We start from the raw sequence: 22,679 nt of genomic DNA on the forward strand, positions 1-22,679 counted from the left end.
GTCAGTCGACCGCGAGGCTAGTGCTGCTGCGCGCGTTGACACGCCACATGAAGGCGGTGATCGCGGCGATGAGGACGAAGAGCACCACGGCCAAGGTGGCGGCGTAGCCCATGTTGAACCATTGGAAACCCTGTTGATAGATGTACATCACGATCGTCGTCGTGGCGTAGGCCGGCCCGCCCTGGGTCATCACATAGAACTGGTCGAATCCCTGCATCGCGCCGATGAAGGAGATGACAACGATGTAGAAGGTTGCCGGTGCGATGGTGGGGACCGTGATGTGGCGGACACGCTGCAGCCAACTCGCCCCGTCCAGCTTGGCCGATTCGTAGAACTCCTCAGGTACGCCTTGAAGCGCCGCGAGAAAGATCAGCAACGGATATCCGATGCCCTTCCAGTCGCTCATGATGATGATGGCGGGCATCGCCCAGCTCGGGTTCTCCAACCACGCGGGACCGTCGATGCCGACGAGGCTCAGTGCATAGTTGAGGATGCCGAGGTCGGGGTTGTAGATCCAAGACCAGACAATCGCCACAGCGACCGTGAGCGTGACATACGGCAGGAAGTAGATGGTGCGAAACAACTTGACCCCACGGAAGCCCCGGTTGAGGAGCAGCGCCAGCCAGAAGGCGATGAAGACGGCCACCGGTACGGCGCCCACCGTGTAGTACGCGGTGTTACCCAGTGTCTTCCAGAACAGCTCGTCGCTGATCAGTTGCTCGTAGTTGTCGCCACCGGACCATTGCGGCGGCATGATCAGGTTCCACTTGGTGAAGGTGAGCGCGATGCACGCGGCGATCGGCAGGAGGCTGAAGGCCACAAAACCTAAGAAGTTCGGTAGCAGAAACAGGTAGCCGGCACGCGCCTCCTGACGCCCTTGCCGCGTCAGGCCACGCCGCTGGGCTGATCTCGGTGCCCCTGGACCGCTGGGCGCGGGCGCCACGGACTCTCCGCTGGCGGTGGCTGCCGCTGATCTTCGAACTCGCCCACTCCGCCGAACCTGATCGGCAGCTCGTGACGAGCTCATGGTCGCCCGGCAGGCGTCCGCTGGCTGAGCGAATCCGCCGATCGCCCTGTCTCGCTCCAGAACCGATGCAACCCCATTGTCACCACCAGTCTCGTGTGTCTGGATTCCGCTCCTTGATGCGGAAGTGTCACTCACGCTAAGGGAAGCCTCGTTGGACAGCCATGGAAAACAAGCTCCATGTCTTGTAAATTCGCGTTTCACACCTGCGGTCGGCGATAGACACGATTGACTCTTCACTACGGCTTCCTGCTCAACAGGCCGTGTCGCCAACGTCGGCGGTCGGCAGCGCGGGCCAAAGCGCGCAGGCGTACGGAGGAGACGTTCAGTGGTGACGGACCGGACCGGGGTTGCCGGGTGGAGCGTGGACCTTTCCCAAGTGACCCTGGACGCGATGAATGCGCTCGGCAGCCTGTTCTTCGTCAAGGACGACAGCCGCCGCTTCGTCGTGTGCACAGACGCCCTGGTGCGCCACCTGGGATACCGCCACGCCGGCCAGATCATCGGTCTGCGCGACGAAGATCTCTCACCCGAGCACCTCGTGGAGCACTATCGCGAATACGACGAAGGGATCTTGCGGTCCGGACGACGAGTGGTCGAGTTGGTGGAGCTCGTCGGCAACGTCAGCGGCGGATACGACTGGTTCACCACCACCAAGTGGCCCCTGCACGACGAGGGAGGAAAGATCGTGGGGTTGGCCGGCGTGACAAAGAGTCTGCGGCCTCGACACGCCCTTCACGACGCGATCCTCCCCCTGACTCCGGCCATCGAGATGATCGCCGGGGAGTACCACCGCCGGCTCACGGTGGAAGAGCTGGCCGAGAGCGCGGCGATGTCACCGAGCTACTTCAACCGACAGTTCAAGCTGCACTTCGGGACAACACCACACCGCTATCTTCGCTCGGTCCGCCTGATCGCGGTGTGTGAGTTGCTGTGCACAACTGATCTCTCGCTGATGACCATCGCTCACCAGACGGGGTACTACGACCAGAGCCACATGTCGAACGAGTTCGCCCGCGAACGCGGACTGAGTCCTTCGGCCTATCGACGCCGGCACCGCAACAAGTCGCAACCCGCTGTCGCCGGGGAGCGGAAGCCACTCATGCTGCGCATCGATCACGGACATGAGCAGGGCTGACCCCTACATACGCCTTCCCGCTTTCGCGGCTGCCAGACCAGGCAGCCCACAGGAAGGTGCTCGAATTTCCAACCATTGTGTCGGATCCTGCAAGCCACTGCGCTCTGAAGGCCCCTACTTTGGGTGCTGAACGAGCTAGCGGGCTTAATCAATGGAGGCGCAGTGTCACCAGGAGTGAGGGACGCTCCCCTCGGATCCGAAACAGAACATCGACAGCGACCCAAGATCTCCTTTGGCAGTTGGGCGTTCGCCTTCGGACCGTTCGAGGAGGCGCCCTGGGATTTCGAGCGCATCTGCCGCTACGTCGGCGATGCCGGCTATCAAGGCATCGAGATCAACGGCTTCCGACCGCACCCGCACGACGAGGACGCCCGGTCCGCGCGGGACTGGGACAGTCTCCGGGCGGTCCTGGAAGAAAGCGGACTCGCCGCCTCCGGCTACGCGCCGGATTTCCGCAGCACCCCACCGGCTGAGGTCGACCTCGGCGCCTACCTGGCCCGGATCGACAGCACGGTCAGCTTCTGCGACCAGTTGTCCATCCCCACGCTGCGCACCGACACCGTCACGGCGCCCGGCCCGGTGGACCAGGTACGCTGGCAACGCCTGATCACCGCCTGGCGTGCCGCCGCCGAGCGGTGCGCGGACCACGGTGTGCAGCTCGTCTGGGAATTCGAGCCGGGCTTCTGGCTGAACCGACCGAGCGAGGTCCGTCGCGTGGCCGACGAGGTGGATCACCCCAACTTCAAGATCTTGTTCGACACCTCCCACGCCTACACCGGCGCGGTGGCCGGAGCCCGGCAGGGTGTTGATCCCGAGTTGCTGCGGGGTGGCGTGGCCGAGTATGCCGCCCTGCTCGCCGAGCACATCGGTCACCTGCACCTGATCGATAGCGACGGTTCCCTGCACGACGACGAGACCAGCGCGCACCTGCCGTTCGGAACGGGGAACGTACCCTTCGAGGAGGTGCTGGCCGCGCTGCCGCGCCACGGGCTCGACCTCGAGTGGTGGACCATCGACTTCTGCTTCAACTCCACGACGGAGCGCGACGGCCGGCTCGCTGTTCCCTTCGCCGAGCGCCTGCGTGACGAGGCTCTCGCCACGGTTGGGGCCAGCGCATGAGGGCCGCAGCGATCGTCGGGCCGGGCGAGGTGGAGGTTGTTCTCCAAGACGATCCTCAGGCGCATCTCGATCTCGTGGTGGTGCAGGTCCTTGTGGCGCCGCTGTGCACGGAGTTCAAGGGCCGCCGGTCCGGAGATCGCACCGACCGTGTCGGTCATGAGGCAGCCGGGATCGTGGTGGATGCCGGGACGTCACGACGGGTACGCAACGGCGACCGGGTCGTCGTCATGCCGCAGAACGCCTGCGGCACCTGCTGGTTGTGCGAGCGTGGCGATCACATCCACTGCCAGAACCAGCGGGACGTGCTCGCCGAGTCGCACTCGACGCACGGCCTGGGCACGGTGGCGGAGTACGTGATCAAGGCCGACTGGTTGCTGATCAAGGTCCCCGACGACATCTCTCTGGAGCATGCCACCATGGCGTGCTGTGGTTTCGGACCGACGTTCACCGCTCATGACCGGCTCGGGACGACCGCTCTGGACACCGTCGTCGTCTCCGGCGCAGGACCTGTCGGCCTGGGTGGCCTCGTCCAGGGCGTGGTCCTGGGGGCGACCGTGGTCTCGCTGGAGACTCAGCCCTACCGAAGGGATTTGGCGAACAAGCTCGGCGCCAGGGAAACGATCGACCCCCGCGACGCCGACGCCGGCGACCGAGTCCGGGCGATGACCCTTGGTCGTGGCGCGCACAGCGGTATCGAGACCAGTGGGGCACCCGACGCCGCCCGGGCCTTGGCCGGCCTGGTGCGGCGGCGGGGGGGCCTCGCCGTGGTGGCTTGGACCGCCGAGACGACTCTGCCGGCCCTGGTGCCCAGTGGCTTGGACATTCATGGCTGCTGGCACTGGAACCACCAGTGCCACCTGGACGACATGTGGTCGATGATTCGGTTGGCGCGGCCGCTGATCGACGTCATGGTCACTCACCGGCTATCGATGGACGCGGTCAGTCACGCGATGGATATTCAAGACAGTGGCGAGTGCGGCAAGATCCTCCTGTACCCCTACGGGCAGCAGAAAGCGCAGGAAGCATGACGACGTTGATGGTGCTGGCCGGCGAACCCGAGTACGACTCCCATTCCACGATGAAGAGACTGAGCGAGGAGATCGCGGCGCGGCTGCAGCTGTCCCTCGAGTACCGGACGCCCAGTGTCATCGAGGACACGCCCGACTTCCCCGAGTCCTCTTTCGGCGGTCTCGATGCTCTCAACGACGCCGACGTGCTCATGGTGTACACCCGATTCCGACGGCTGCCCGACGCGGAGATGGAAGCTCTGGAGAAATACCTGCGGGCATCGAAACCCGTAGTCGGTCTGCGCACGTCGAGCCACGCGTTCTCCTTCGACCCAGCCTCGAAGTGGGCCTCATGGAACGACGGCTTCGGCCGCGACGTCCTCGGCTCGCCGTGGAGCAGCCACCATGGACACAGCTCCAGCACTGACGTGACCGTGCTTCCGGATGCCCCTGCAGAACTGGTCGCCGGTCTCCCGCCGGCCTTCCACCTCCGGTCATGGCTGTACCGCACCGAACTCGAACCCTGGTGTCAACCCGTACTGGCCGGCATTCCGGTGGATCCCGAGAGCGAGCCAACACCCGGCCCGGTCGCGTGGGTCGGTGTCCCCCAGGGCCGCCGCACGTTCTACACCAGCCTGGGGCACCCCGGCGACTTCGACGCCGCCGAGTTCCGCACGCTGCTGCACAACGCGATCGCCTGGACGCTCGCCGCAGCTTGAGCTCGAGGAGCGGACAGATGAGAGGGAAATCGTGACGGAGGTCGGCACAGGGCGAGGGCCGATCGCTCTGAACTACGTCGAGCGGGGCCGCGGCACCCCCGTCGTGCTGGTGATGGGCATCAATGCCGACGCCACTGCGTGGGCACCTCACACCGATCAGTGGCAGCACAGCTTCCGCTGTATTGCCGTGGACAATCCGGGTTCCGGCCGGTCACCGGCACCGCCTGGACCTGACACCACCGCCGCGATCGCCGACGATTACGCGGCCCTGATTCGGCGACTGCGGCTGGGACCCGTCGCCGTGATCGGGATCTCGATGGGTGGGGCCGTGGCCCAGGAGCTGGCGCTGCGGCACCCGGAGCTCGTCGCGCGGTTGGTGCTGGTCGCGACGTGGGCATCGTGCGATGCCTATACCGACACGGTGCTGCAGGTGACCGGAGCGATTCGTCAGCACGAGAGTCCGGAGCTGTTCACTGCCCATCTGCAGTCTCTGGTGTGGACGCCCCGCTGGTTCGACGAGCACCTCGACGAACTCCAGACGCAGCAGAAGGAGCAGCTTTCCGTCGCGGCGCCTGCGTTGATGTCGCAGATTGCTGCCTGCCGTACCCATCGAGCTACTGATCGCCTCGGGGCGATTCAGGTACCGACGTTGGTAACCGCGGGCGGGGCGGACCGGTTCGTGCCGGTCGACCGCAGCCGAGAGCTGGCCCGGGCCATCCCCGATGCGCACTTCGAGCTGTTCGCCAAGACCGGCCACGTCCACCACTGGGAAGAACTGGGGCGTTTCAACGATCTCGTGGAGGAGTGGCTTCGTGGCTGACCTCAGGACGCTTCGCTTCGCCTGCCAGACTTACAGCTGGCAGATGAGTCTGGCCACGTACGCCGGGAAAGTCGGACACATGGTTCAGGCTGCGGCAGCGGCGGGCTTCTCCGGCTTCGAGCCTGAGCTGGTGATGCTCGGACCGCGATGGTCGATGACCGCCCTCCAAGACATCCTCGCGGACCACCAGATCGAGCTCGCGGCCATGGTTCTGGCCGAGCCGTGGCTCCACGCCGAGGAGACGAGCGAGGAACGGGCAGACGCCGACCAGGTGATCGCGGCGACCGCGGCGATGCCCGGCGCGAAGATCGTCCTCTGTCCGCTGCCCGGCCCGGACCGACGCAGTCTCGACCGAAAGGACGTCGAAGCCCGGCAGCTCACGGTGATGGATCGCATGCACGCCGTGGCGCAGCGCGCGGTTGAAGCGGGGGTCCGGTGCACCTTCCACCCCAACTCCCCGGCGGGTTCACTGTTCCGCACCAGCGAGGACTACCAGAAGATGGCGGACTTGCTACCGCCCCAGATCGGGTACACCCCTGACTTGGGTCACATCGCCAAGGGTGGGATGGATCCGCTCACCGTGGTTCGGGAGTGGGGTGACCGGGTCGACCACGTACACGTCAAGGACCTTGCTCCAGACGGGGGTTGGGCCGAAACCGGGACCGGCATCGTTGACATCGTCGCCGTGCTGGAGCATCTGGCCGGTCGCGGGTATCGCGGCTGGGTGACATTTGAGGACGAGTCCCCGCAAGCCGAGGCGAACCCGGATGGCGCGGCCGCGCATAACGGTCACTACGTCGAGCAACTGTGCCGGTCGGCCGCGGTGACCGGCCCATGACCGTCTCCACCTCCTCCGAGGGAGAATCACTGCGCATGAACCCGCTCAGCGCCGCGCTACCGATCGCTGTCAACACCTTCGTCTGGCACTCCCCCCTCAACGATGCCCGGCTGGCCACCACGGTGCCGGCCGTCGCGGGGTGGGGCTACGACGGGATTGAGCTCGCCCTGGAGAATCTGGGCGACTGGGACCCGGCCGCAGCGCGTGACCTGCTCAGCGAGCACGGGCTCCGTTCGGTGGTTGGAGCGGTCTTCGGACCCGGCCGGGAGTTGGCTTGCGCCGACGAAGCCGTCATCACCTCCACCCAGGACTACCTGCGTGGGGCCGTCGACGTTGCCGTCACCCAGGGCTCGCCACTCGTCATCGGGCCCATGTACACCTCGGTGGGACGAACGTGGCGGATGAGCGCGGAGGATCGCCGAGACGCCGTGGCGCAGCTTCGGAGGTCGCTCGCTCCGGTGCTGGACTATGCAGGGGATCGCGGCATTCGCTTGGCGATTGAGCCGCTCAACCGCTATGAGACCAGCTTCTTGACCACCACGGAGCAGACCATGGAGTTGATCGACCCGCTGCCCCGCGACGCGATCGGCATCAACCTTGACACGTACCACATGAACATTGAAGAGAAGAGCTTCGACGAGGCGTTCGATCTCGTCGGCGCCAGACTGCTGCATCTCCAGGTATGCGGCAATGACCGGGGAGCGCCGGGAGAGGACCACCTTGACTGGGACGGCATTCGCGTCGGCTTGGAGCGAATCGGCTACCGGGGGATGCTCGGATTCGAGTCCTTCACCGCTGACAACGCCTCGATCGCCACTGCAGCCTCCATCTGGCGTCCCTTCGCCCCGACTCAGGATGATCTTGCGCGGCGGGCGTTGACGAACCTGACGACATGGCGGTCGGGATGGAGTTTGTCGACGTGATCAACCCTGGTAGCCACCGCACTCACCGAACGGAGATCCATCGCGCATGCCGAGCGACCAGCAGCGTCTGACAGCAACAGTGATCGGGGCCGGGGCAGGAGGCAGCCTCAGTATCGATGCCCTGTTGGCCTCAGAACGATTTGATCTTGTCGGGGTGGCGGATGTCCGTGAAGACGCCCGCAAACGAGTCCAGCAGCGGACCGGAGGGTCTGTCCCCACGTACGCCACGGCGCAGGAGCTGATCGAACAGAGGCCAGCCGACGTCGTGTGCGTCTCGACCTACGCACCCACTCATCTGCAGCTCACCCGGTGCGCTCTCGGGTCGGGGTCGATCCGCGGCATGCTGGTCGAGAAGCCGCTCGGAGACACCACCGCCGCTGGGGCTGAGATTCTGAGCCTGCTTCGCGACCGTGATCTGCCTCTGGTCGTTCCGCACGGCCTGATGGCCCACAGCGCTGCTCTAGAGGTGATGCGGCTCGTGCGATCAGGCATGGTCGGACAACTGATCTTCGTCGAGATGGAGTGCACCGGCTGGGACATCATCAACGCGGGTATCCACTGGATCCAGTACTTCGTGTCTCTTGTCGATCCGGACCCGGTAGAAGTCGTGCTGACCGCCGCCGACAGCTCGACCCGGACCTTTCGCGACGGCATGCAAGTCGAAACCGAGGCAATGACGATGGCGCGAACGACGGCTGGGGTGCGCTTGTTGTTGAACACCGGTGACGTCGTTCCCGTCGCCAGACCGACTGCCTGCCTGATACGCATCGTCGGATCCTCCGGCTATGTCGAGTACGGCGCATGGGAAAGCTGGTACACCCTGGTGACGCCGGATCGCCATCGGGTCCGAGTCGACGTGCCACCTTTCGCTGCGAGCGGACACCAACGCCATCTCGAGCACCTGGCTGCCCAGATCTCGTCCGGCGTTGTGGATTACCGCATTCCCGAGACCTCCCTGCGGGCGCTCGAGGTGGTGGAGGCTGCCTACCTGTCCAACCGCGTCGGAGCGAGCGTCCAGTTGCCGCTCGACCCAGGGCCATCGCAGCAAGGTGATGACTGGGATCCCGGCGCCCCGTACTCCGGGACAGGGGGCGGTCGTAACGGCCGAGAGCTCCCGTAGGAGATTCGCGGGCGAGGGGTCAGAACGCTTCGGTTCGGGCCGCCCGCACTCGAAACGCTGACCTTCCCGTCTCAGTTCTCACTCCGACCGAGTAAGGTCGCCGCGGCAACACAGGAGGTCCGGGTCCAGACGGTCGGCGGCCTCACATCGACGAGAGGTTAGAAGCGCATGCGCATCGTCCAAGTAGGCCTGGGTGGATTCGGCCGGGACTGGGCCAAGAACGTCATCCCTCAGGTCCCCGAGGTCGAAGTGGTCGGCTCGGCCGACGTGTTCGAGGGGTCGCGGTCGCTGGCCATCGCCGCCGGACTGACCACCCCTGAGCTTTGCTTCGAGACAGTGGAGGAGGCGATCGAGGCCACCGATCCCGAAGCGGTGCTGGTCACCGCCAGCCTGGTCGGGCACGTGCCCGCCGCGAAGGCGGCGCTCGAGTCGGGCCGGCACGTCCTGATCGAGAAGCCGTTCGCGCCGAGCGTGGCGCAGGCCAAAGAGCTGATCGAGCTCGCCGACTCCCGTGGGCTGACCGTCGCGGTGAGCCAGAACTACCGGTTCTTCCCCGCCGTTTCGGCGGTGCGGGCCATCATCGCCGAGGGGACCTTCGGGGACCTGCACGCCGTCGAGCTCGACTTCCGCCAGATGTCCGGCGCCAACGGGGTGGCGACGCCGCACCACGCCCTCGATGAGCCGCTGCTGGTCGACATGTCCATCCACCACTTCGACCTGATCCGTACGGTGCTGGGCCGCGAGGTCACGGCGATCGACTGCCGCACCTGGGATCCCGCCTGGTCGCTGTTCACCGGACCGTCGGAGGGCGTGGCCCTGATCGAGTGCGGCGACGACCTGGTGGTCAGCTATCGCGGCAGCTGGGTCAGCAGTGGCGTACGCACCACCTGGGCCGGTGAGTGGCGGATGGACTTCGCCGACGCCGAGGTGTGGTGGACCAGCCGGGGCGACGGCCCCCAGGGCTGGCGGTCCGACGAGGTCCGGATCCGTCGCGGCGACTCGGTGGAGAAGCTGGATCTGCCGACGGTGGAGCGTACCGACCGGGCGGGCAGCCTGACCGAGTTCGTCACCGCCATCCAGGGCGGCTACGAGCCGGGGATCTCCGGTCGCAACAACCTCGGCAGCCTGGCCACGACGTACGCGGCGGTGGCGTCGTCGCAGACCCGGCAGCCGGTGCAGCTGGCCGACTGGCTCTGAGCGTCCGGGTCATCGCCCCGACGCTGCGGATGGTCCCCGGCAGGTCGGCGTCGGAGAAGGCCATGCGAATCTCGCTGTAGGCACTGGGTGGCCAGGTTGGCACCCAGAACTTTCCAGCTGCCCGTACGGCGCGCAGTGGTGGCGGTTGGGTGGTCAGCGCGCTGACGCCACGCGAGGTTCCGGCGTGGCAAGGCCGCTTGAACAACGGCTCGCCGGGTATCAGAAGGGTTCGGTCGAGAACAACGGCCTGAAAGCGGGACCAACGGTCGTCAGCCCTCCCAGCTGGGACGGCTACCGGCAGGACCCATGACAACGGAACCTCCGGTGGCACCGGTCACAAGGTCCGCGCGGTGGGCCTCATGGCGGGCTTGTCTCCCGCCGCCAGTGGGCGGCCGCACGGGCACTCGCTGGCCAGGGAGCAACATGGGTATGGCCGTCCAGGGCAGTCGACGAACGCCAATGAGGCAAAGCTGGACAGCCGGCCTAGTGAGGAGCGGAGTGGATGACTTCATCGGAGGAGGACCTGGGTTCGTCGGTCTCCGGCTTCGACTCGGAGGTGCCGTTGAGCAACGCGACGCTGGAGGCCGTCTCAGAGCGGGTGGGAGCACTGGGCTACGACCGGTCAGCGCTGGGTCCCGGTGTGGTGCATATCGGTGTCGGCGCATTCCATCGTGCGCACCAGGCGGTGTATTTCAACGAGCTCGCCCAACGTGGGCTCGCGGACGGCTGGGGTGTGGTGGGGGTGGGGCTGCGCAGCGTCGAGATCGGGGAGGTCCTCCGGGCGCAAGATTGCCTCTACCTTGTCGTGGAGCGGGGTCCCCAGCGATCCGGACCTCGCCTCATCGGGTCCATCGTGGGTTATCTGCATGGAGCGACCGAGCGGGAGCAGGTCCTCGAGGTGCTCGCCGACCCGCGGACTCGGCTGGTGACCCTCACCATCACCGGCAACGGCTACGTCTTGGACCCGACGGGCACTTTCATCGCGGACGACCCCACAGTCACGGCAGAGATGGAGGACCCTGGCCGTCCGGACACCGTGTTCGGGTTCTTGGTCGAGGCGCTGGACCGACGCCGGCAGGCCGGGACCGGGCCGTTCACGATCTTGTCGTGCGACAACATTCCGAGCAACGGCGAGGCAGCTCGCTCGATGGTCACGTCGTTCGCCCGGCTCCGCGATCCCGAGCTGGCGCTCTGGATTGAGGAGCATGTCACGTTCCCCAGCAGCATGGTCGACCGCATCACCCCGGAGACGACGCCGCAGGATCGCGACCAGATCGCCGCCGAGTTCAAAGTGGCGGACCGGTGGCCGGTGGTGACGGAGTCGTATTCCCAATGGGTCATCGAGGACAACTTCTGCGCCGGTCGGCCACCGCTGGAGGAGGTCGGCGTCCAGTTCGTTCGCGACGTCGCACCGTACGAGCTCGCCAAGAAACGCCTTCTCAACGCCAGTCACTGCGCTCTGGGCTACCTGGGCTACCTCGCAGGACATCGAACGAGCGCTGAGGTGATGGCCGACCCCCTCTTCACCCGCTTCGTGTTGGGTCTCCTCGACGAGGTGATCCCACTGCTGCCGCAGGTCGAGGGCCTGGACTTCGACCTTTACAAGACCTCGCTCCTGGAGCGATTGAGCAACCCGCTGATGGCTGACCAGCTGTCCCGGCTGTGCCGGCGCGGCTCGACGAAGATGCCTTCCTACCTGCTGCCGTCGGTGGCCGAGGCTATCGCCGCGGAACGGCCTCACTCGCTGATGACTCTGGCCGTCGCCGGCTGGTTCCGCTATCTCGAGGGCACCGACTACGCCGGGGACACGATCAAGGTCGAGGGCGTACGACGTGACCAGTTCGGCTCGCTCGCCCGCCAGGACGGACCGGACCCCCGCCCCCTGCTGACCGAACGCGAGGTCTTCGGCGAGCTCGGCGACAACGAATCGTTCGTGTCAGAGCTGCACGCTGCTTCGCTCGCGCTTGGCGACGGCCCCCGGGAAGCGATCGCGCACTACCTCGACCCCGCGGGAGCTTGAGGCGATCTCAGCGCAGGCTTGCGTATTGGCGTGCTCCTTTTCGATCGCTGCCACCACGTCACGGACGCCATCAGCATCGGCTAACAACACCGTCTTTCTCGTGGAACATCTCCCCACGCACCCCGAAACCTTCGATTCGGGCGCCAATCGCTTATCCGCGTACCCGAAAGCGAAGCATCGTCACCGGCCCCGATTGCGCGTTGCTGAGCGGCTCCAGCTCGATCCTGCCCAGACCCGAGGTCGAGAACCGCACCCCGTCGCCGATCAGCACCGGCAAGACGTAGACCAGGACCTCGTCGACCAGACCCTGTTTCAGACACTGCGTGGCCAGGTCGGCGCCCAGGATCTCCAGGTTCTTTCCGCCCGCGGCGGCACGTGCCGTCTCGATGGCGTCAGCCAGGTCGCCGGTGAGGAAGGTGATCCCTTCCTCGGGCTCCGCCGGCGGCCGGTGGGTCAGGACGAAGATCGGTCCGCCGTCGTAGTCGGTGTTCTCGGGCGCCATCTGCTTGGAGACCTCGTGGGTGCCCCGGCCGACGAGCATGGCGCCGGTGGCCCGCATGACCTCGGGGAAGAGGTCGTCGCTGGTGTATTCCAAGATCCAGTCCATGGAGTTGTCCGGTCCGGCGATGAACCCGTCCAGCGACATCGCCCGGTTCACTACGACCTTGCCCAGCTCAGTGTCGATATCAGTCATGGCTGGTACGACCTGGTACGAACTCCGATCTCATCGGCTCCGACGTCGAATCTCGGCGTGTCTCACTGACTGTCCGGCGGGCTGCCCGACTCCGACTGCGCACTTCGCGCCCACTGTCCTGACAGCGATGGGCGCGAAGCGCGCACTCGACGTCAGAGGCCGTCAGAGTGGCTGGGCCGATCGGCCGGACAGGGCCGAGTCGTACGCCGTCGCGATGATGCGTTGCAGGCGTAGTCCGGAGGCGCCATCGCCTTGGTCGGTGGCCACTCCCTGCCGGAGCGACGCGACGAATTCCGTCAGCACCTGTGTCTCCAGGTCGAGGTCGTAGCCCAACCAGACCTGGTTGCGGGTGAGCTCGGAGTGGCCGTCGACCCGTTGTCCGAAGACGTCCAGCTGCACCGTTCCACGGGTACCTACCGCTTGGAGCTTCAGGACCTGGTCGGTGGGATAGGAGTCGGGCAGGCACCACGAGCTCTCGATCGTCGCCACGATGTTCCCGGGGTAACGCAGAGACATCGCGGCCGCAGACTCACCGCTCGCGTAGCTGGGCCCGAGCGTCGGATTGGTCGCCGCGTAGACCTCATCGGGCATCACGTTTCCGAGCAGATCATCAAGAAGGCCCAGGACGGCGGGGGCGCGATCCATCAGCGCTCCGCCGCCGGACCGGTGAGTCGGAACCTTGCTGACACTCTTGCCGTGCAGCGCGATCACTGTCCCGAGCTGCCCCTGTCGAAGCTGACGATTGAGCAGAACGACAGCGGGTGAATAGGCGGCCGGCTGAGCGATGGTGAGCCCGACGGCTGCCCGCCGGCAGGCAGAAAGAATGGCTTCGGCGTCCGACACCGACGAGGCCAGCGGGGCGGGGCACAAGATGTGTGCCCCGGCCGCGGCAGCCAACTCGACCAGCTCACGACGATGTGCCGGCTCGGAGAGGACCAGGACAGCGTCCGGCCCCCAGGTCAGGAGGTCACGATAGGAATCGGCATAGTCGACTCCGACGCGCCGCTGTTGATCAGGTCCGTGCAGCGCGCCGCCGGGTCGCTGTCCAGAGTCGGGATCTGCCGCCAACACCTGAACATCGGCCATCTCCGCCAGACTGCGCAGATAGTGATCGGCACGTTCGTGAGCCAACGACATGATGCCGATCTTCATCGCACCCCTGGTTTCGCGACGGGAACCGCATGTCCGCAGGCGAGTGATGCCAACGCGGCCTCGGCAATACGGACCGCCGCCAGTGCATCCGCCGCGACCGCGCGGGGTGCTGGCCCGCCCTGGAAGTAGGCATACGTGTCCTTGATCTGGGCCACGTACGGATCGTTGATCAGGCCGGTGTCGGGCAACAGCTGTGGGGCCGCGTCCGCGTCGGTCTCCGATGCCGAGTCGGTGGCTTCCACCTGCAAGTGCAGAGCGGGATGCGCCGCGCTGTCATGCTGAAGCAGTCCTTGGCTGCCGGCGATCTCACAACCGGAGCGGAACTGGGTGCTCGGGGGTCCCCAGGTGCCGGTCACAGTGCTGATGGCGTTGTTCTCGTGCGTAAGGATCACCGAGGCCGTCCGCAGGGGTGGCGCTGCTGCCGACGGCGCTCCCGGTGCAGCCGACACCGAGTCGCGCGCATACACGCTCTTCACCTCGCCACCGACCCACCGGGCCAGGTCAAGATCATGAATCATCTGGTCGAAGATCAAACCGCCCGACCTCTCCTCGTCGTGATACCACCGGGCCTGTGGCGATGCCCCCAACCGGTCGAAGCGTTGGGCGACCACGGTCCCCACAAGCCCTTGGGACGCGTGGCGTTGCAGCACCGCGTAGGCATCGAAGTAGCGGCCCACCATGGCCGGCACCAGCTTGACCCCACGGGCGGCGCAGGTGCTGATCATCTCCTCGGCGACCTGCGAGCTCGTGGCCAGCGGCTTCTCGCACAGGACATCGACTCCTGCGACTGCAGCGGCCAGCACCAGCTCTGGATGGGAGTCGGTAGGTGTACAGACGTCGACCGCGTCAGAGTTCTCCAGCAGCTCCACCAGGCTGGGAACCCAGCGGCAGCCCAGCCGGCCAGCGAATGCCTCACCACGGGTCGGTGAGAACACCAGCACCTGCGCGCCAACGTGTTGCCACCCTCGAGCATGGACCTCGGCCATGCTTCCCGCCCCGATCAGGCCGACCGAGAAACGCGAATTGGACGCCATCGTCGTCTTTTCCGTACGAGCCGAGCCGTGGAGGTCGAACTCAGCGCAGCGAGGCGATATTGGCTTGCACCTTCTTGATCGCTGTCACCACATCGCCGACGGCATCAGCGTCGGCCAACAGCACCGTCTGTGGAAGCCATACCTGCTCGTCACAGAGCCGCTGGGTGACCGGCAGCTCCAGGGATGCATAGCCGGCCACCGGACCGTCGGCACGCTCGTCCCCAGGCAGCGTGTCGAAGCGATGGTCGACAAACACCGGTTGCAGGTGCAGCGGCGTCCCGTAGCCCGCTCCGGCAGGGATGCCTTCGGCCTGCAGCGCTTCCACGAAGCGCTTCCGGGTGATGCCGCCGAACGCTTCGGAGTCGAGACGCATCGGATAGAGGTGGTAGGCGTGGACCGTGGTGCTCTCAGCCCGCCCGGCGGCCATCACTCCCTCGATCGAGGCGAGCCCGTCGTCGAGGATCCGCGCGCTCGCCTCCCGCTGCTGCAGTCGCTGCGGCAACATTTCCAATTGCGGCAAGAGCAGGGCTGAGGCGAGTTCGCCCAAGCGGTGGTTTCCGCCGAGCCTGTGATGCTCATACCAGGGGCGACCGGGCAGCCGGCCGCAGTGATGCTGGCTCCAGGCCAGTTCCGCCAGCCGGTCGTCGTTCGAGAGCAGAATGCCGCCCTCGCCCGAGGACATGTTCTTCGACGCCTGGAAGGAGAATGACCCGAAGTCGCCCGTGGATCCGACCGGTCGCCCTCGATACTCCGCTCCGTGGGCCTGCGCCGCGTCCTCGATCAGGGCGAGGCTATGCGCCGCACAGATCGCAGTCAGCGCATCCAGATCGGCCGGATGGCCGGCGAAGTGGACCGGGATGACGGCTCGGGTACGCGGGGTGATCGCGGCCTCGACGGCGACTGGGTCAATACAGCCGGTGTTCAGGTCCACGTCGACGAAGACGGGTCGGGCATTGGCCGCGATGACCGCAGCGGCGGTGGCGAAGAAGGTATAGCTGGGGACGATCACTTCGTCGCCGACGCCGATGTTCAACGCCGCGAGGGCGATCTCCAGCGACACAGTTCCGTTGGAGACAGCGATGGCGTGCTTGGCCTGATGGAACTCGGCGAAGCCCCCCTCCAGCGCGGCCTTGTTCGGGCCGTCGACATCGCCCCAGATGCCGGCTCGGACCGCGTCGAGGACTCGGGCCTCGGTTTTCTCGTCCGCCTGTGGCCAGGAGGGATAGGGCTGCTGCCGGACAGGTGTTCCTCCGTGAAGAGCAAGGGTGTTCATGGGTTTCCTCTGGGTTGGTGGGTTCGGGTTGTCGTCACGGCATCAGGCATCCGGGATCGCCACAATGCCGCTCAGCCTGAGTTCGTCGGAGCGAATGCAGCGACTGCGATGGTCATCGACGCCCTCCAGCGGAGGGACGGTCTCGCGGCACGCATCTATCGCATAGGGACAGCGCGGATGGTAGGCGCAGCCCGACGGCAGCGCCGACAAGTCAGGCACCTCACCGCTGGCTGCGGACCTGCCGCTCAGGTGCCGCAGCCGCGGATGGCTGGCCGGCACGGCGGCCAACAGACTCTCGGTGTAGGGATGGCGCGGTCGGCTGAACAGAGACCGATCGGACGTCTCAACGATCTTGCCGCCGTACATCACGGCAATGCGATCGCAGAGGTGCTCGATCACCGACAGGTCGTGCGACACGAAGATGTAGGTCAGCCCCATCTCCTGTTGCAGGTCCTGCAACAGGTTCAGGATCTGACTCCGAATGGACAAGTCGAGGGCGCTGACTGCCTCGTCCGCGACGATCAGCCGTGGCCGGGTCACCAAGGCGCGGGCGATCCCGATCCGCTGCTTCTGCCCACCGGAGAAGGCATGGGGATAGCGCCGGAGCATCTCGGGACGGAGTCCGACCAGCTCCATCGTCTCTGCCACCCGGGCCGACACCCCCTCGGGGATCGTGTCGGCGATCGGCCGCAACGGCTCGGCGATGATCTGGAAGACGGTCATGCGTGGATTGAGCGACGAGCTCGGATCCTGGAAGACGGCGCGCAGCTGCTGCCGGTAGGGCCGCAGCTCTCGCTGCGACAGCTGGGCCAGGTCCACGCCGTCTGAGCCAGGCTCTGGGAAATAGCGGAGCTGGCCGCTGTCCGGCTTATGGGCACGGAGGATGCAGCGTCCGAGTGTCGTCTTGCCACAACCGGATTCGCCGACGATCCCCAGCGTCTCCCCCTGTTTGACCTCGAGGCTGACCTCGCTCAGGGCTTGGACGGCCGGCCGCCGCCGCGAGAACATGCTCGATCGCGAGGCAAACGCCAGCGACAGGTCCTTGACCTCCAAGAGCACCCGGTCGTCCCGCTCCGGTCGCCGCGTCGGCGCCGGCTGGTGATCTGTCGTCATCGGGCGTCTCCCCTGGTTCGGCCATGTGCCGTGGTCTCAGCATGATCGTCGACGGTCACCAACGAGGCTCGTTCCTCAATCTTGATCAGGTTCTCGGCAGGCTCGTGCAGCAGGCAGCGTGCCGTCGAGCCGCCGACCGACACCGGTTCCGGCCGGATGGTCCGGCACGGTTCGCCGAACGCTTCTGGGCATCGTGGCTCGAACGGACAGCCGGGCGGCCGCTCCAGCGGGCTGGGAACCATGCCGCGAATCGTCTGGAGACGCACCCCCCTCGGCTTGCCCAGTTGCGGGATCGACTTCAGCAACGCTCGGGTGTACGGATGTTTCGGCTCATCGAAGAGCGTGTTGACCTCAGCCCCCTCGACCACGGTGCCCAGATACATCACGTTGACCCGGTCCGCGATCTCGGCCACCACGCCGAGGTCATGGGTGATGAAGAGGACCGCCATGTCGAGCTCTTCCTTCAGCCCGGCGATCAGCTCCAGAATCTGCGCCTGGGTGGTGACGTCAAGCGCCGTGGTGGGCTCGTCGGCGATCAACAGTCGGGGCCGGCACGCCAGCGCCATGGCAATCATGGCCCGTTGTCTCATTCCACCGGACAACTGGAAGGTGTAGGAGTCAACGACCTGTCTTGGCCTCGGCATCCCCACCCGCTCGAGCTCGTCGATGGCCCGCGCGCGGGCCTCCTTCTTGTTCAGGCCCTCGTGCAGGATCAGCGTCTCCATGATCTGACGGCCGATGGTGTGAACCGGCGACAAAGCACTCATCGGCTCCTGGAAGATCATCGCGATGTCGTTACCGCGGACGGCTCGCAGCTGCGCACCTGGCGTCGCCTTGCTGGCCAGGTCCACGACCACGGGGGCGTCGACGCCACGCGGTGAGGTGTTGAAGAGGACCTCGCCTCCCAGAATGCGGCCGGGCGGCGTGATGAGATTCAAGATCGCTCGGGCGGTGACGCTCTTGCCACAACCCGACTCTCCGACGACACACAGAGTCTCGCCGTAGTTGATGTGGAGATCGACGCCGTCGACGGCGCTCACCTGGCCGTCGGTCGTGTCGAACCCGACCCTGAGATCCTTGATCTGAAGCAGCGGGGCTCGCTCGGTCCCCGTCATTGCTATCTCCACAGGCTGTTGTCCCATCATGCGGCAAACGGATCGGCGGCGTCGCGGAGGCCGTCGCCGACGAAGTTGAGCGAAACCACGATGATGACCACCGCGAGACCCGGCAGGAGAAGCCACGGCGCCGTCGCGACCACCCGCAGGTTCTGTGCATCCTGAAGCAGCGAACCCCAACTGACGGCCGGAGCCTGGATCCCCAGACCAAGGAAGGACAGAGCCGTCTCGGCCAGGATCATCCCGGGAATGGCCAACGTCAGCGAGGCGATGATGTGGCTGGTGAAGGCCGGCAGGATCTGACGGAAGATCACCCGCCATTGCCCGGCACCGTCCAAGCGGGCCGCCACAACGTAGTCCTCGCTGCGGATCTGCAGGAAGCGGCCCCGGATCACCCGAGCGAGTCCGGTCCAGCCGATCAGCGACAAGATCACCGTGATGGCGAAGTATGTCTTCAGCGGGCCCCAGCCGGGAGGAACTGCGGCCGCCAGTCCCAGCCACAGGGGCAACGCTGGGATCGACATGATGAACTCGATCACCCGTTGCAGGACCACGTCGACCGTACCCGCGAAGTAGCCGGAGAGACCGCCGACCACGATCCCGAGGAACAGGCTGAGCGTCACCCCCAGCAGGCCGATCGACAAGGACACCCGCGACCCGTAGATGATCCGGGACAGCAGGTCGCGTCCCTGGCTGTCCGATCCGAGCAGGAAGAGCCTCTCCTGAGGATCGACCGGACCGATCAGATGGACAGTGGACGGGATCAGTCCCCACAGCTCGTAGGCGTCCCCGCGGGCGAAGAACCGCAGCGGGATGCGGTGGCCCTCGTCCACCGCGAACTCCCTCAGCTGCAGCTGCTGGTTGACCTCGGACGTGTAGCCATAGACGAAGACCTGCGGTCCGCCGTCCCAGTCCAGGTGCAGGGACTGAGGGGGCGCCGACGACAGCTCGGCACGATAGACGTCCTTGCCGTGCGGGGCGACGAACTCACAGAAGATCGCACCCAGATAGGCGAGCAGAATGATGCCCAGGCTGGCGACAGCCAGCCGATGTCGGCGGAACCGCCGCCAGATCAGCTTGGCTTGAGAGGTTTCGGCCAGTGCTGCCGGGTCCTTCTTCTCCTGCGGCGGGCCCGCGGTGTCGAGCGGCGGAACTGTGGTGTCGAGCACGAGTCTCCGATCTCCGATCTAGTTGTAGCCCGCGCGGACACGGGGATCGATCGCGGCGAGCGCGATGTCGGACAGCAACGTGCCGATCAGGGTCAGCGCACTGATGATCAGGATTGCGCCGCCGGCCAGATACATGTCCTGACTCTTCAGGGCCTGCAGCATGACCGGCCCGGTCGTGTTCAGTCCGGCGACGGTGGAGATGATCACTTCTCCGCCCAGCAGAGCCGGGAGGACCCAGCCGATGGTGCTGACGAACGGGTTCAGTGCGACGCGTACGGGGTAGCGCAAGATCAAAGTGCGTTCCGTGAGGCCCTTGGCCCGGGCCGTGGTGACATACGGCTGATGCAGCTCATCGAGCAGGTTGGCCCGGAGCACACGGATCGTCCCCGCGGTCCCCTCCAGCGCCAGCACGATGATCGGCACCGACACATGTTTGGCCAGATCGAGGACCTTGCCCAGATTCCAGTCCGCATCGATCCAATCCGGTGAGAAGAGACCACCTACGCTCCAGTCGAAGAACTTGAACTGGACGAACATCGCCACCAGCAAGATCAAGAAACCCGGAATGGCCATCCCGAGGAAGGTCAAGCCGCTGGCGATGTAGTCGAGCGATGAGTACTGGTGGGTTGCGGAATAGATGCCGACCGGCAAGGCGATGGCCCAGGACAGCACCAGGGTCGACGCCGTCAGCGCCACCGTCAGCGGGAGGCGGTCCAGCAGCACGTCCGACACCGGACGGCCGAACTGGAACGAATACCCGAAGTCGAGGTGCAGCACGATGTTGGTGATCCACTTCGTGTATTGCGTGATGATCGAGCCGTCGAGCCCGTACTGCTGTCGCAACGCCTCCAGATAGGCCGGATCGATCCGCTGGCCTTGGCGCTGCAGGCCCGCGACGACAGTGCCGAGATAGTCCCCCGGCGGCAGCTGGATGACAGCGAACGCAACGATCGAGATCAGAAACAGCGTCGGCACCATGTAAACCAGCCGAACGAGGATGTAGCGCGTCACCTGATCAGCCTTCCGATCCCGGGGGCGAGCTCACTCATGCTTGCTGGGGTCGGTGTAGAAGATCTGCTCCACCATGACGGCCTCGTCCATGCCGACCCGGCTGCTGTGGATCATCTTCTCGGGGACGTTCTTCAGGTCTTTGCTGACCACCACGGGCCGGAACGGTGCCCGGGCGATGCCGATGATCCAGACGTTGTCGTCGTGGGCCTGCAGGATCTTCTGGCCGATCTTGATCCGCTCGTCCCGGTCGCTGGTGGCGCTGAGATCCTCGTACCACAGCTGAAGATCGCGGTAGATGCCCGTCGGCTTCATCCCCGACTCACCACCGGACTCATACCAGACCCCGAAGCCGTTGGCCCAGTAGGTCAGCGATGACGTCGGTACGTACCACAGCGGATCGATGTCCCAGTGGAAGCCACCGATGCCTCCGTAGCCGCAGAAGTCGTAGTCACCTTGTGGTGCCCGCTGGTAGAACAGCTCCGGCGTCACCGAGGTGATCTCGATGTGAATGCCGACCTTGGCCCAATGCCGCTTGACGAACTCGAAGCCGGCGAGGACGTCGACCGCTTCGGCGAACGGGAAGGTGAGGACGTTGATCTGCATCTTCTTGCCGTCCGGCCGCAGGCGCATGCCGTCGTCACCGCGCTTGCTGATGCCGGCCGCGTCCAGTCGCCGGTTGGCCTCGTCGGGATCGAAGTCGAGGTATTTCTGGCCGAAGCCCTCTTTCCAGTAGATGTCCTCCTGCTGGGCCACCGGCTGAACCGGTGTTCCCTGCCCAGCCAGCAGCGAGTCGTTGATCTCCTTGCGGTTGATCGCGAGCGACAGCCCGACCCGGAAGTCGAGCGTCTGGAAGAGCTTGCGCAGGACCGGGTCCTTGTGAGTCTGGTTGATGAACATCGGCAGGATGCCGCTGTCGTTCTGCCAGCGATAGACCTTGTAGTTCCCCTTTTCCTCGTTGCCGACCAGCACCGGAACAGCCGAGAAGGGGACATCGACGCCTTGGAGGTCGATGTCGCCGTTGGCCATCTTGATGGCGTTCGTCTCCGCGTCGCCGAAGGTGTATTCAATGCGATCCAGATAAGGCAACTGCCGACCATCGGGGTCGGTCTTCCAGTAATAAGGGTTGCGCTCCAGCGAGGCCCGCTGAGTGGCCCCGGAGTTGTAGGCCCGGGTCAGCAACCACGGACCCATCATGGGCCGCTCCGTGTTGGTCCACGGGTCGTCCATCGCCTGGAAGAGATCGACCCAGGTGGCCATCTTGTGCTTCTTCAGCTGGGCCTTCAGCTCGGCCGCAGAGGCGAACTCCTTGTGGAACTGCTTCAGATAATGGGCCGGCTTGATCAGGTTGAAGGTGTTGTAGTTCACGGCGAGGTAGTCGTGCAGCAGGCCGTAGGTGTGCTTGAAGCGCAGGACGAAGGTGACGTCATCAACCTTCTCGAACTCGACCGGCTCCCCGTGGGTGGTCAGGAAGGTCGGGAACGACGGGTTCAGTTCCTTGTTGGACGCGACATGATCGATGAAGAACTCGATGTCGGCGGTCGTGAAGGGTTTGCCGTCGGACCACAGAAGTCCCTTGCGCAGCTGGAACTTGAACGCCTTGCCGTCCTCGAGAATCTCGTTCTTGATCGCCAGCCCTTCCACCGGCATCCGCTGATCTTTGTCCCATTCGAGAAGACTGCCCCGGCCGATGTACATCAGGTCGTTCTGGGATGGACTGATCTGGACACGATTCAAGGTGCCGCCGTACCGCCCGACCTCACTGAAGGGCTGCAGGACCAGCGGCTCGGCCGGCAACCGCTTCTCCAGGGGAGGCAGCTCGCCCTTCTTGACCCGCTCGGTCAGCATCGGCGACTCCTTGGCATCGAGCGCAGCCGGATCAGTGGACCCCTTGTTCTTGCTGTTCGGGTCTGTTGAGAGGGCGGAACAGCCCGACATCAGGACCGCGCTGGACAGACTTACGGTGGCTGTCGTGGCGGCGAGAAACGAGCGGCGCGAGATGGCGTGCGTCATGGTTGGCCCTCTTAAGGAAGTGGAATCGGCGGCGACTGCTCAGCCGGACTCCGTCACCTTGGCACGCTGCCAAGATCACCAGCAAGCAATCTCGGTAGACCAGCGATCCATCCATTCTCCCGGCGCACAAACGGCAAATAGCGCGCTGGCTAGGGAAAATGCTGCCGCGTCCGCCTCCCTGCC

20 protein-coding genes are annotated in these 22,679 nt (G+C 65.5%); 10 read left to right on the plus strand and 10 right to left on the minus strand.

Annotation, left to right across the window (positions count from 1 at the left end; all coding sequences use genetic code 11):
* Position 1: 1 nt before the first annotated feature.
* Positions 2–943, minus strand: coding sequence for a carbohydrate ABC transporter permease (locus tag AC1XX3_RS18265; RefSeq protein WP_483322609.1), 942 nt, complete (start codon positions 941–943; stop codon positions 2–4).
* 445 nt (positions 944–1,388) lie between these two features.
* Here AC1XX3_RS18265 and AC1XX3_RS18270 point away from each other — a divergent pair, with 445 nt between their 5' ends.
* The 10 genes from AC1XX3_RS18270 to AC1XX3_RS18315 all read left to right on the plus strand — a co-directional run bounded on the left by AC1XX3_RS18270 (position 1,389) and on the right by AC1XX3_RS18315 (position 11,925).
* Positions 1,389–2,162: a helix-turn-helix domain-containing protein gene (locus AC1XX3_RS18270; protein WP_483322610.1), complete on the plus strand. Its 774-nt coding sequence runs from the start codon at positions 1,389–1,391 to the stop codon at positions 2,160–2,162.
* Positions 2,163–2,336: 174 nt separating this feature from the next.
* Positions 2,337–3,281: a sugar phosphate isomerase/epimerase family protein gene (locus tag AC1XX3_RS18275; protein ID WP_483322611.1), complete on the plus strand. Its 945-nt coding sequence runs from the start codon at positions 2,337–2,339 to the stop codon at positions 3,279–3,281.
* A complete protein-coding gene (locus tag AC1XX3_RS18280) occupies positions 3,278–4,309 on the plus strand; it encodes a zinc-dependent alcohol dehydrogenase (RefSeq protein WP_483322612.1) in 1,032 nt (343 codons plus the stop codon). The genes AC1XX3_RS18275 and AC1XX3_RS18280 overlap by 4 nt, the downstream gene beginning before the upstream one ends.
* On the plus strand, positions 4,306–5,007 hold the full coding sequence (locus AC1XX3_RS18285; RefSeq protein ID WP_483322613.1) for a ThuA domain-containing protein: 702 nt from the start codon (positions 4,306–4,308) through the stop codon (positions 5,005–5,007). Before AC1XX3_RS18280 ends, AC1XX3_RS18285 begins: the two co-directional genes overlap by 4 nt.
* A 103-nt stretch (positions 5,008–5,110) precedes the next feature.
* Entirely contained in the window at positions 5,111–5,827 is a 717-nt protein-coding gene (locus AC1XX3_RS18290; RefSeq protein WP_483322614.1) for an alpha/beta fold hydrolase, read from the plus strand.
* Positions 5,820–6,665 carry a sugar phosphate isomerase/epimerase family protein gene (locus AC1XX3_RS18295; RefSeq protein WP_483322615.1) on the plus strand — a complete coding sequence of 282 codons (846 nt, stop codon included), beginning with the start codon at positions 5,820–5,822 and terminating at the stop codon, positions 6,663–6,665. The genes AC1XX3_RS18290 and AC1XX3_RS18295 overlap by 8 nt, the downstream gene beginning before the upstream one ends.
* Positions 6,666–6,700: 35 nt before the next feature.
* Positions 6,701–7,588 carry a sugar phosphate isomerase/epimerase family protein gene (locus tag AC1XX3_RS18300; RefSeq protein ID WP_483322616.1) on the plus strand — a complete coding sequence of 296 codons (888 nt, stop codon included), beginning with the start codon at positions 6,701–6,703 and terminating at the stop codon, positions 7,586–7,588.
* Positions 7,589–7,634: 46 nt separating this feature from the next.
* Positions 7,635–8,708, plus strand: coding sequence for a Gfo/Idh/MocA family protein (locus tag AC1XX3_RS18305; RefSeq protein WP_483322617.1), 1,074 nt, complete (start codon positions 7,635–7,637; stop codon positions 8,706–8,708).
* A gap of 168 nt (positions 8,709–8,876) precedes the next feature.
* Positions 8,877–9,905 carry a Gfo/Idh/MocA family protein gene (locus tag AC1XX3_RS18310; protein ID WP_483322618.1) on the plus strand — a complete coding sequence of 343 codons (1,029 nt, stop codon included), beginning with the start codon at positions 8,877–8,879 and terminating at the stop codon, positions 9,903–9,905.
* Positions 9,906–10,407: 502 nt separating this feature from the next.
* The gene (locus tag AC1XX3_RS18315) at positions 10,408–11,925 is read left to right on the plus strand and encodes a mannitol dehydrogenase family protein (RefSeq protein ID WP_483322619.1); all 1,518 of its coding nucleotides are present in this window, start codon (positions 10,408–10,410) and stop codon (positions 11,923–11,925) included.
* Between the two features lie 151 nt (positions 11,926–12,076).
* Here AC1XX3_RS18315 and AC1XX3_RS18320 read toward each other — a convergent pair whose 3' ends face one another.
* The 9 genes from AC1XX3_RS18320 to AC1XX3_RS18360 all read right to left on the minus strand — a co-directional run bounded on the left by AC1XX3_RS18320 (position 12,077) and on the right by AC1XX3_RS18360 (position 22,496).
* Positions 12,077–12,619, minus strand: a complete 543-nt coding sequence (locus tag AC1XX3_RS18320) for a dihydrofolate reductase family protein (RefSeq protein WP_483322620.1) — start codon at positions 12,617–12,619, stop codon at positions 12,077–12,079.
* Positions 12,620–12,781: 162 nt separating this feature from the next.
* Complete coding sequence (locus AC1XX3_RS18325; RefSeq protein WP_483322621.1) at positions 12,782–13,771, minus strand: Gfo/Idh/MocA family protein; 990 nt, start codon at positions 13,769–13,771, stop codon at positions 12,782–12,784.
* Entirely contained in the window at positions 13,768–14,805 is a 1,038-nt protein-coding gene (locus AC1XX3_RS18330) for a Gfo/Idh/MocA family protein (RefSeq protein ID WP_483322622.1), read from the minus strand. Before AC1XX3_RS18330 ends, AC1XX3_RS18325 begins: the two co-directional genes overlap by 4 nt.
* Before the next feature lie 40 nt (positions 14,806–14,845).
* The gene (locus tag AC1XX3_RS18335; RefSeq protein WP_483322623.1) at positions 14,846–16,078 is read right to left on the minus strand and encodes a DegT/DnrJ/EryC1/StrS family aminotransferase; all 1,233 of its coding nucleotides are present in this window, start codon (positions 16,076–16,078) and stop codon (positions 14,846–14,848) included.
* Between the two features lie 42 nt (positions 16,079–16,120).
* The gene (locus AC1XX3_RS18340) at positions 16,121–17,191 is read right to left on the minus strand and encodes an ABC transporter ATP-binding protein (RefSeq protein ID WP_483322624.1); all 1,071 of its coding nucleotides are present in this window, start codon (positions 17,189–17,191) and stop codon (positions 16,121–16,123) included.
* Complete coding sequence (locus tag AC1XX3_RS18345) at positions 17,188–18,306, minus strand: ABC transporter ATP-binding protein (protein ID WP_483322625.1); 1,119 nt, start codon at positions 18,304–18,306, stop codon at positions 17,188–17,190. The genes AC1XX3_RS18340 and AC1XX3_RS18345 overlap by 4 nt, the downstream gene beginning before the upstream one ends.
* 26 nt (positions 18,307–18,332) lie before the next feature.
* A complete protein-coding gene (locus tag AC1XX3_RS18350) occupies positions 18,333–19,475 on the minus strand; it encodes an ABC transporter permease (RefSeq protein ID WP_483322626.1) in 1,143 nt (380 codons plus the stop codon).
* Between the two features lie 18 nt (positions 19,476–19,493).
* Positions 19,494–20,486: an ABC transporter permease gene (locus AC1XX3_RS18355; protein WP_483322627.1), complete on the minus strand. Its 993-nt coding sequence runs from the start codon at positions 20,484–20,486 to the stop codon at positions 19,494–19,496.
* Positions 20,487–20,516: 30 nt separating this feature from the next.
* On the minus strand, positions 20,517–22,496 hold the full coding sequence (locus AC1XX3_RS18360) for an ABC transporter substrate-binding protein (protein ID WP_483322628.1): 1,980 nt from the start codon (positions 22,494–22,496) through the stop codon (positions 20,517–20,519).
* Between the last annotated feature and the right edge of the window lie 183 nt (positions 22,497–22,679).

It is taken from the genome of Microlunatus sp. M237 (genome assembly GCF_056896895.1).

Excerpts from the sequence above, each read along its gene's own strand:
- AC1XX3_RS18280 (WP_483322612.1), top strand. The coding sequence starts at position 3,278 with ATGAGGGCCGCAGCGATCGTCGGGCCGGGCGAGGTGGAGGTTGTTCTC.
- AC1XX3_RS18320 (WP_483322620.1), bottom strand. The coding sequence starts at position 12,619 with ATGACTGATATCGACACTGAGCTGGGCAAGGTCGTAGTGAACCGGGCG.
- AC1XX3_RS18325 (WP_483322621.1), bottom strand. The coding sequence starts at position 13,771 with ATGAAGATCGGCATCATGTCGTTGGCTCACGAACGTGCCGATCACTAT.
- AC1XX3_RS18345 (WP_483322625.1), bottom strand. The coding sequence starts at position 18,306 with ATGACGGGGACCGAGCGAGCCCCGCTGCTTCAGATCAAGGATCTCAGG.
- AC1XX3_RS18335 (WP_483322623.1), bottom strand. The coding sequence starts at position 16,078 with ATGAACACCCTTGCTCTTCACGGAGGAACACCTGTCCGGCAGCAGCCC.
- AC1XX3_RS18305 (WP_483322617.1), top strand. The coding sequence starts at position 7,635 with ATGCCGAGCGACCAGCAGCGTCTGACAGCAACAGTGATCGGGGCCGGG.
- AC1XX3_RS18360 (WP_483322628.1), bottom strand. The coding sequence starts at position 22,496 with ATGACGCACGCCATCTCGCGCCGCTCGTTTCTCGCCGCCACGACAGCC.
- AC1XX3_RS18310 (WP_483322618.1), top strand. The coding sequence starts at position 8,877 with ATGCGCATCGTCCAAGTAGGCCTGGGTGGATTCGGCCGGGACTGGGCC.
- AC1XX3_RS18340 (WP_483322624.1), bottom strand. The coding sequence starts at position 17,191 with ATGACGACAGATCACCAGCCGGCGCCGACGCGGCGACCGGAGCGGGAC.
- AC1XX3_RS18315 (WP_483322619.1), top strand. The coding sequence starts at position 10,408 with ATGACTTCATCGGAGGAGGACCTGGGTTCGTCGGTCTCCGGCTTCGAC.
- AC1XX3_RS18330 (WP_483322622.1), bottom strand. The coding sequence starts at position 14,805 with ATGGCGTCCAATTCGCGTTTCTCGGTCGGCCTGATCGGGGCGGGAAGC.
- AC1XX3_RS18300 (WP_483322616.1), top strand. The coding sequence starts at position 6,701 with ATGAACCCGCTCAGCGCCGCGCTACCGATCGCTGTCAACACCTTCGTC.
- AC1XX3_RS18285 (WP_483322613.1), top strand. The coding sequence starts at position 4,306 with ATGACGACGTTGATGGTGCTGGCCGGCGAACCCGAGTACGACTCCCAT.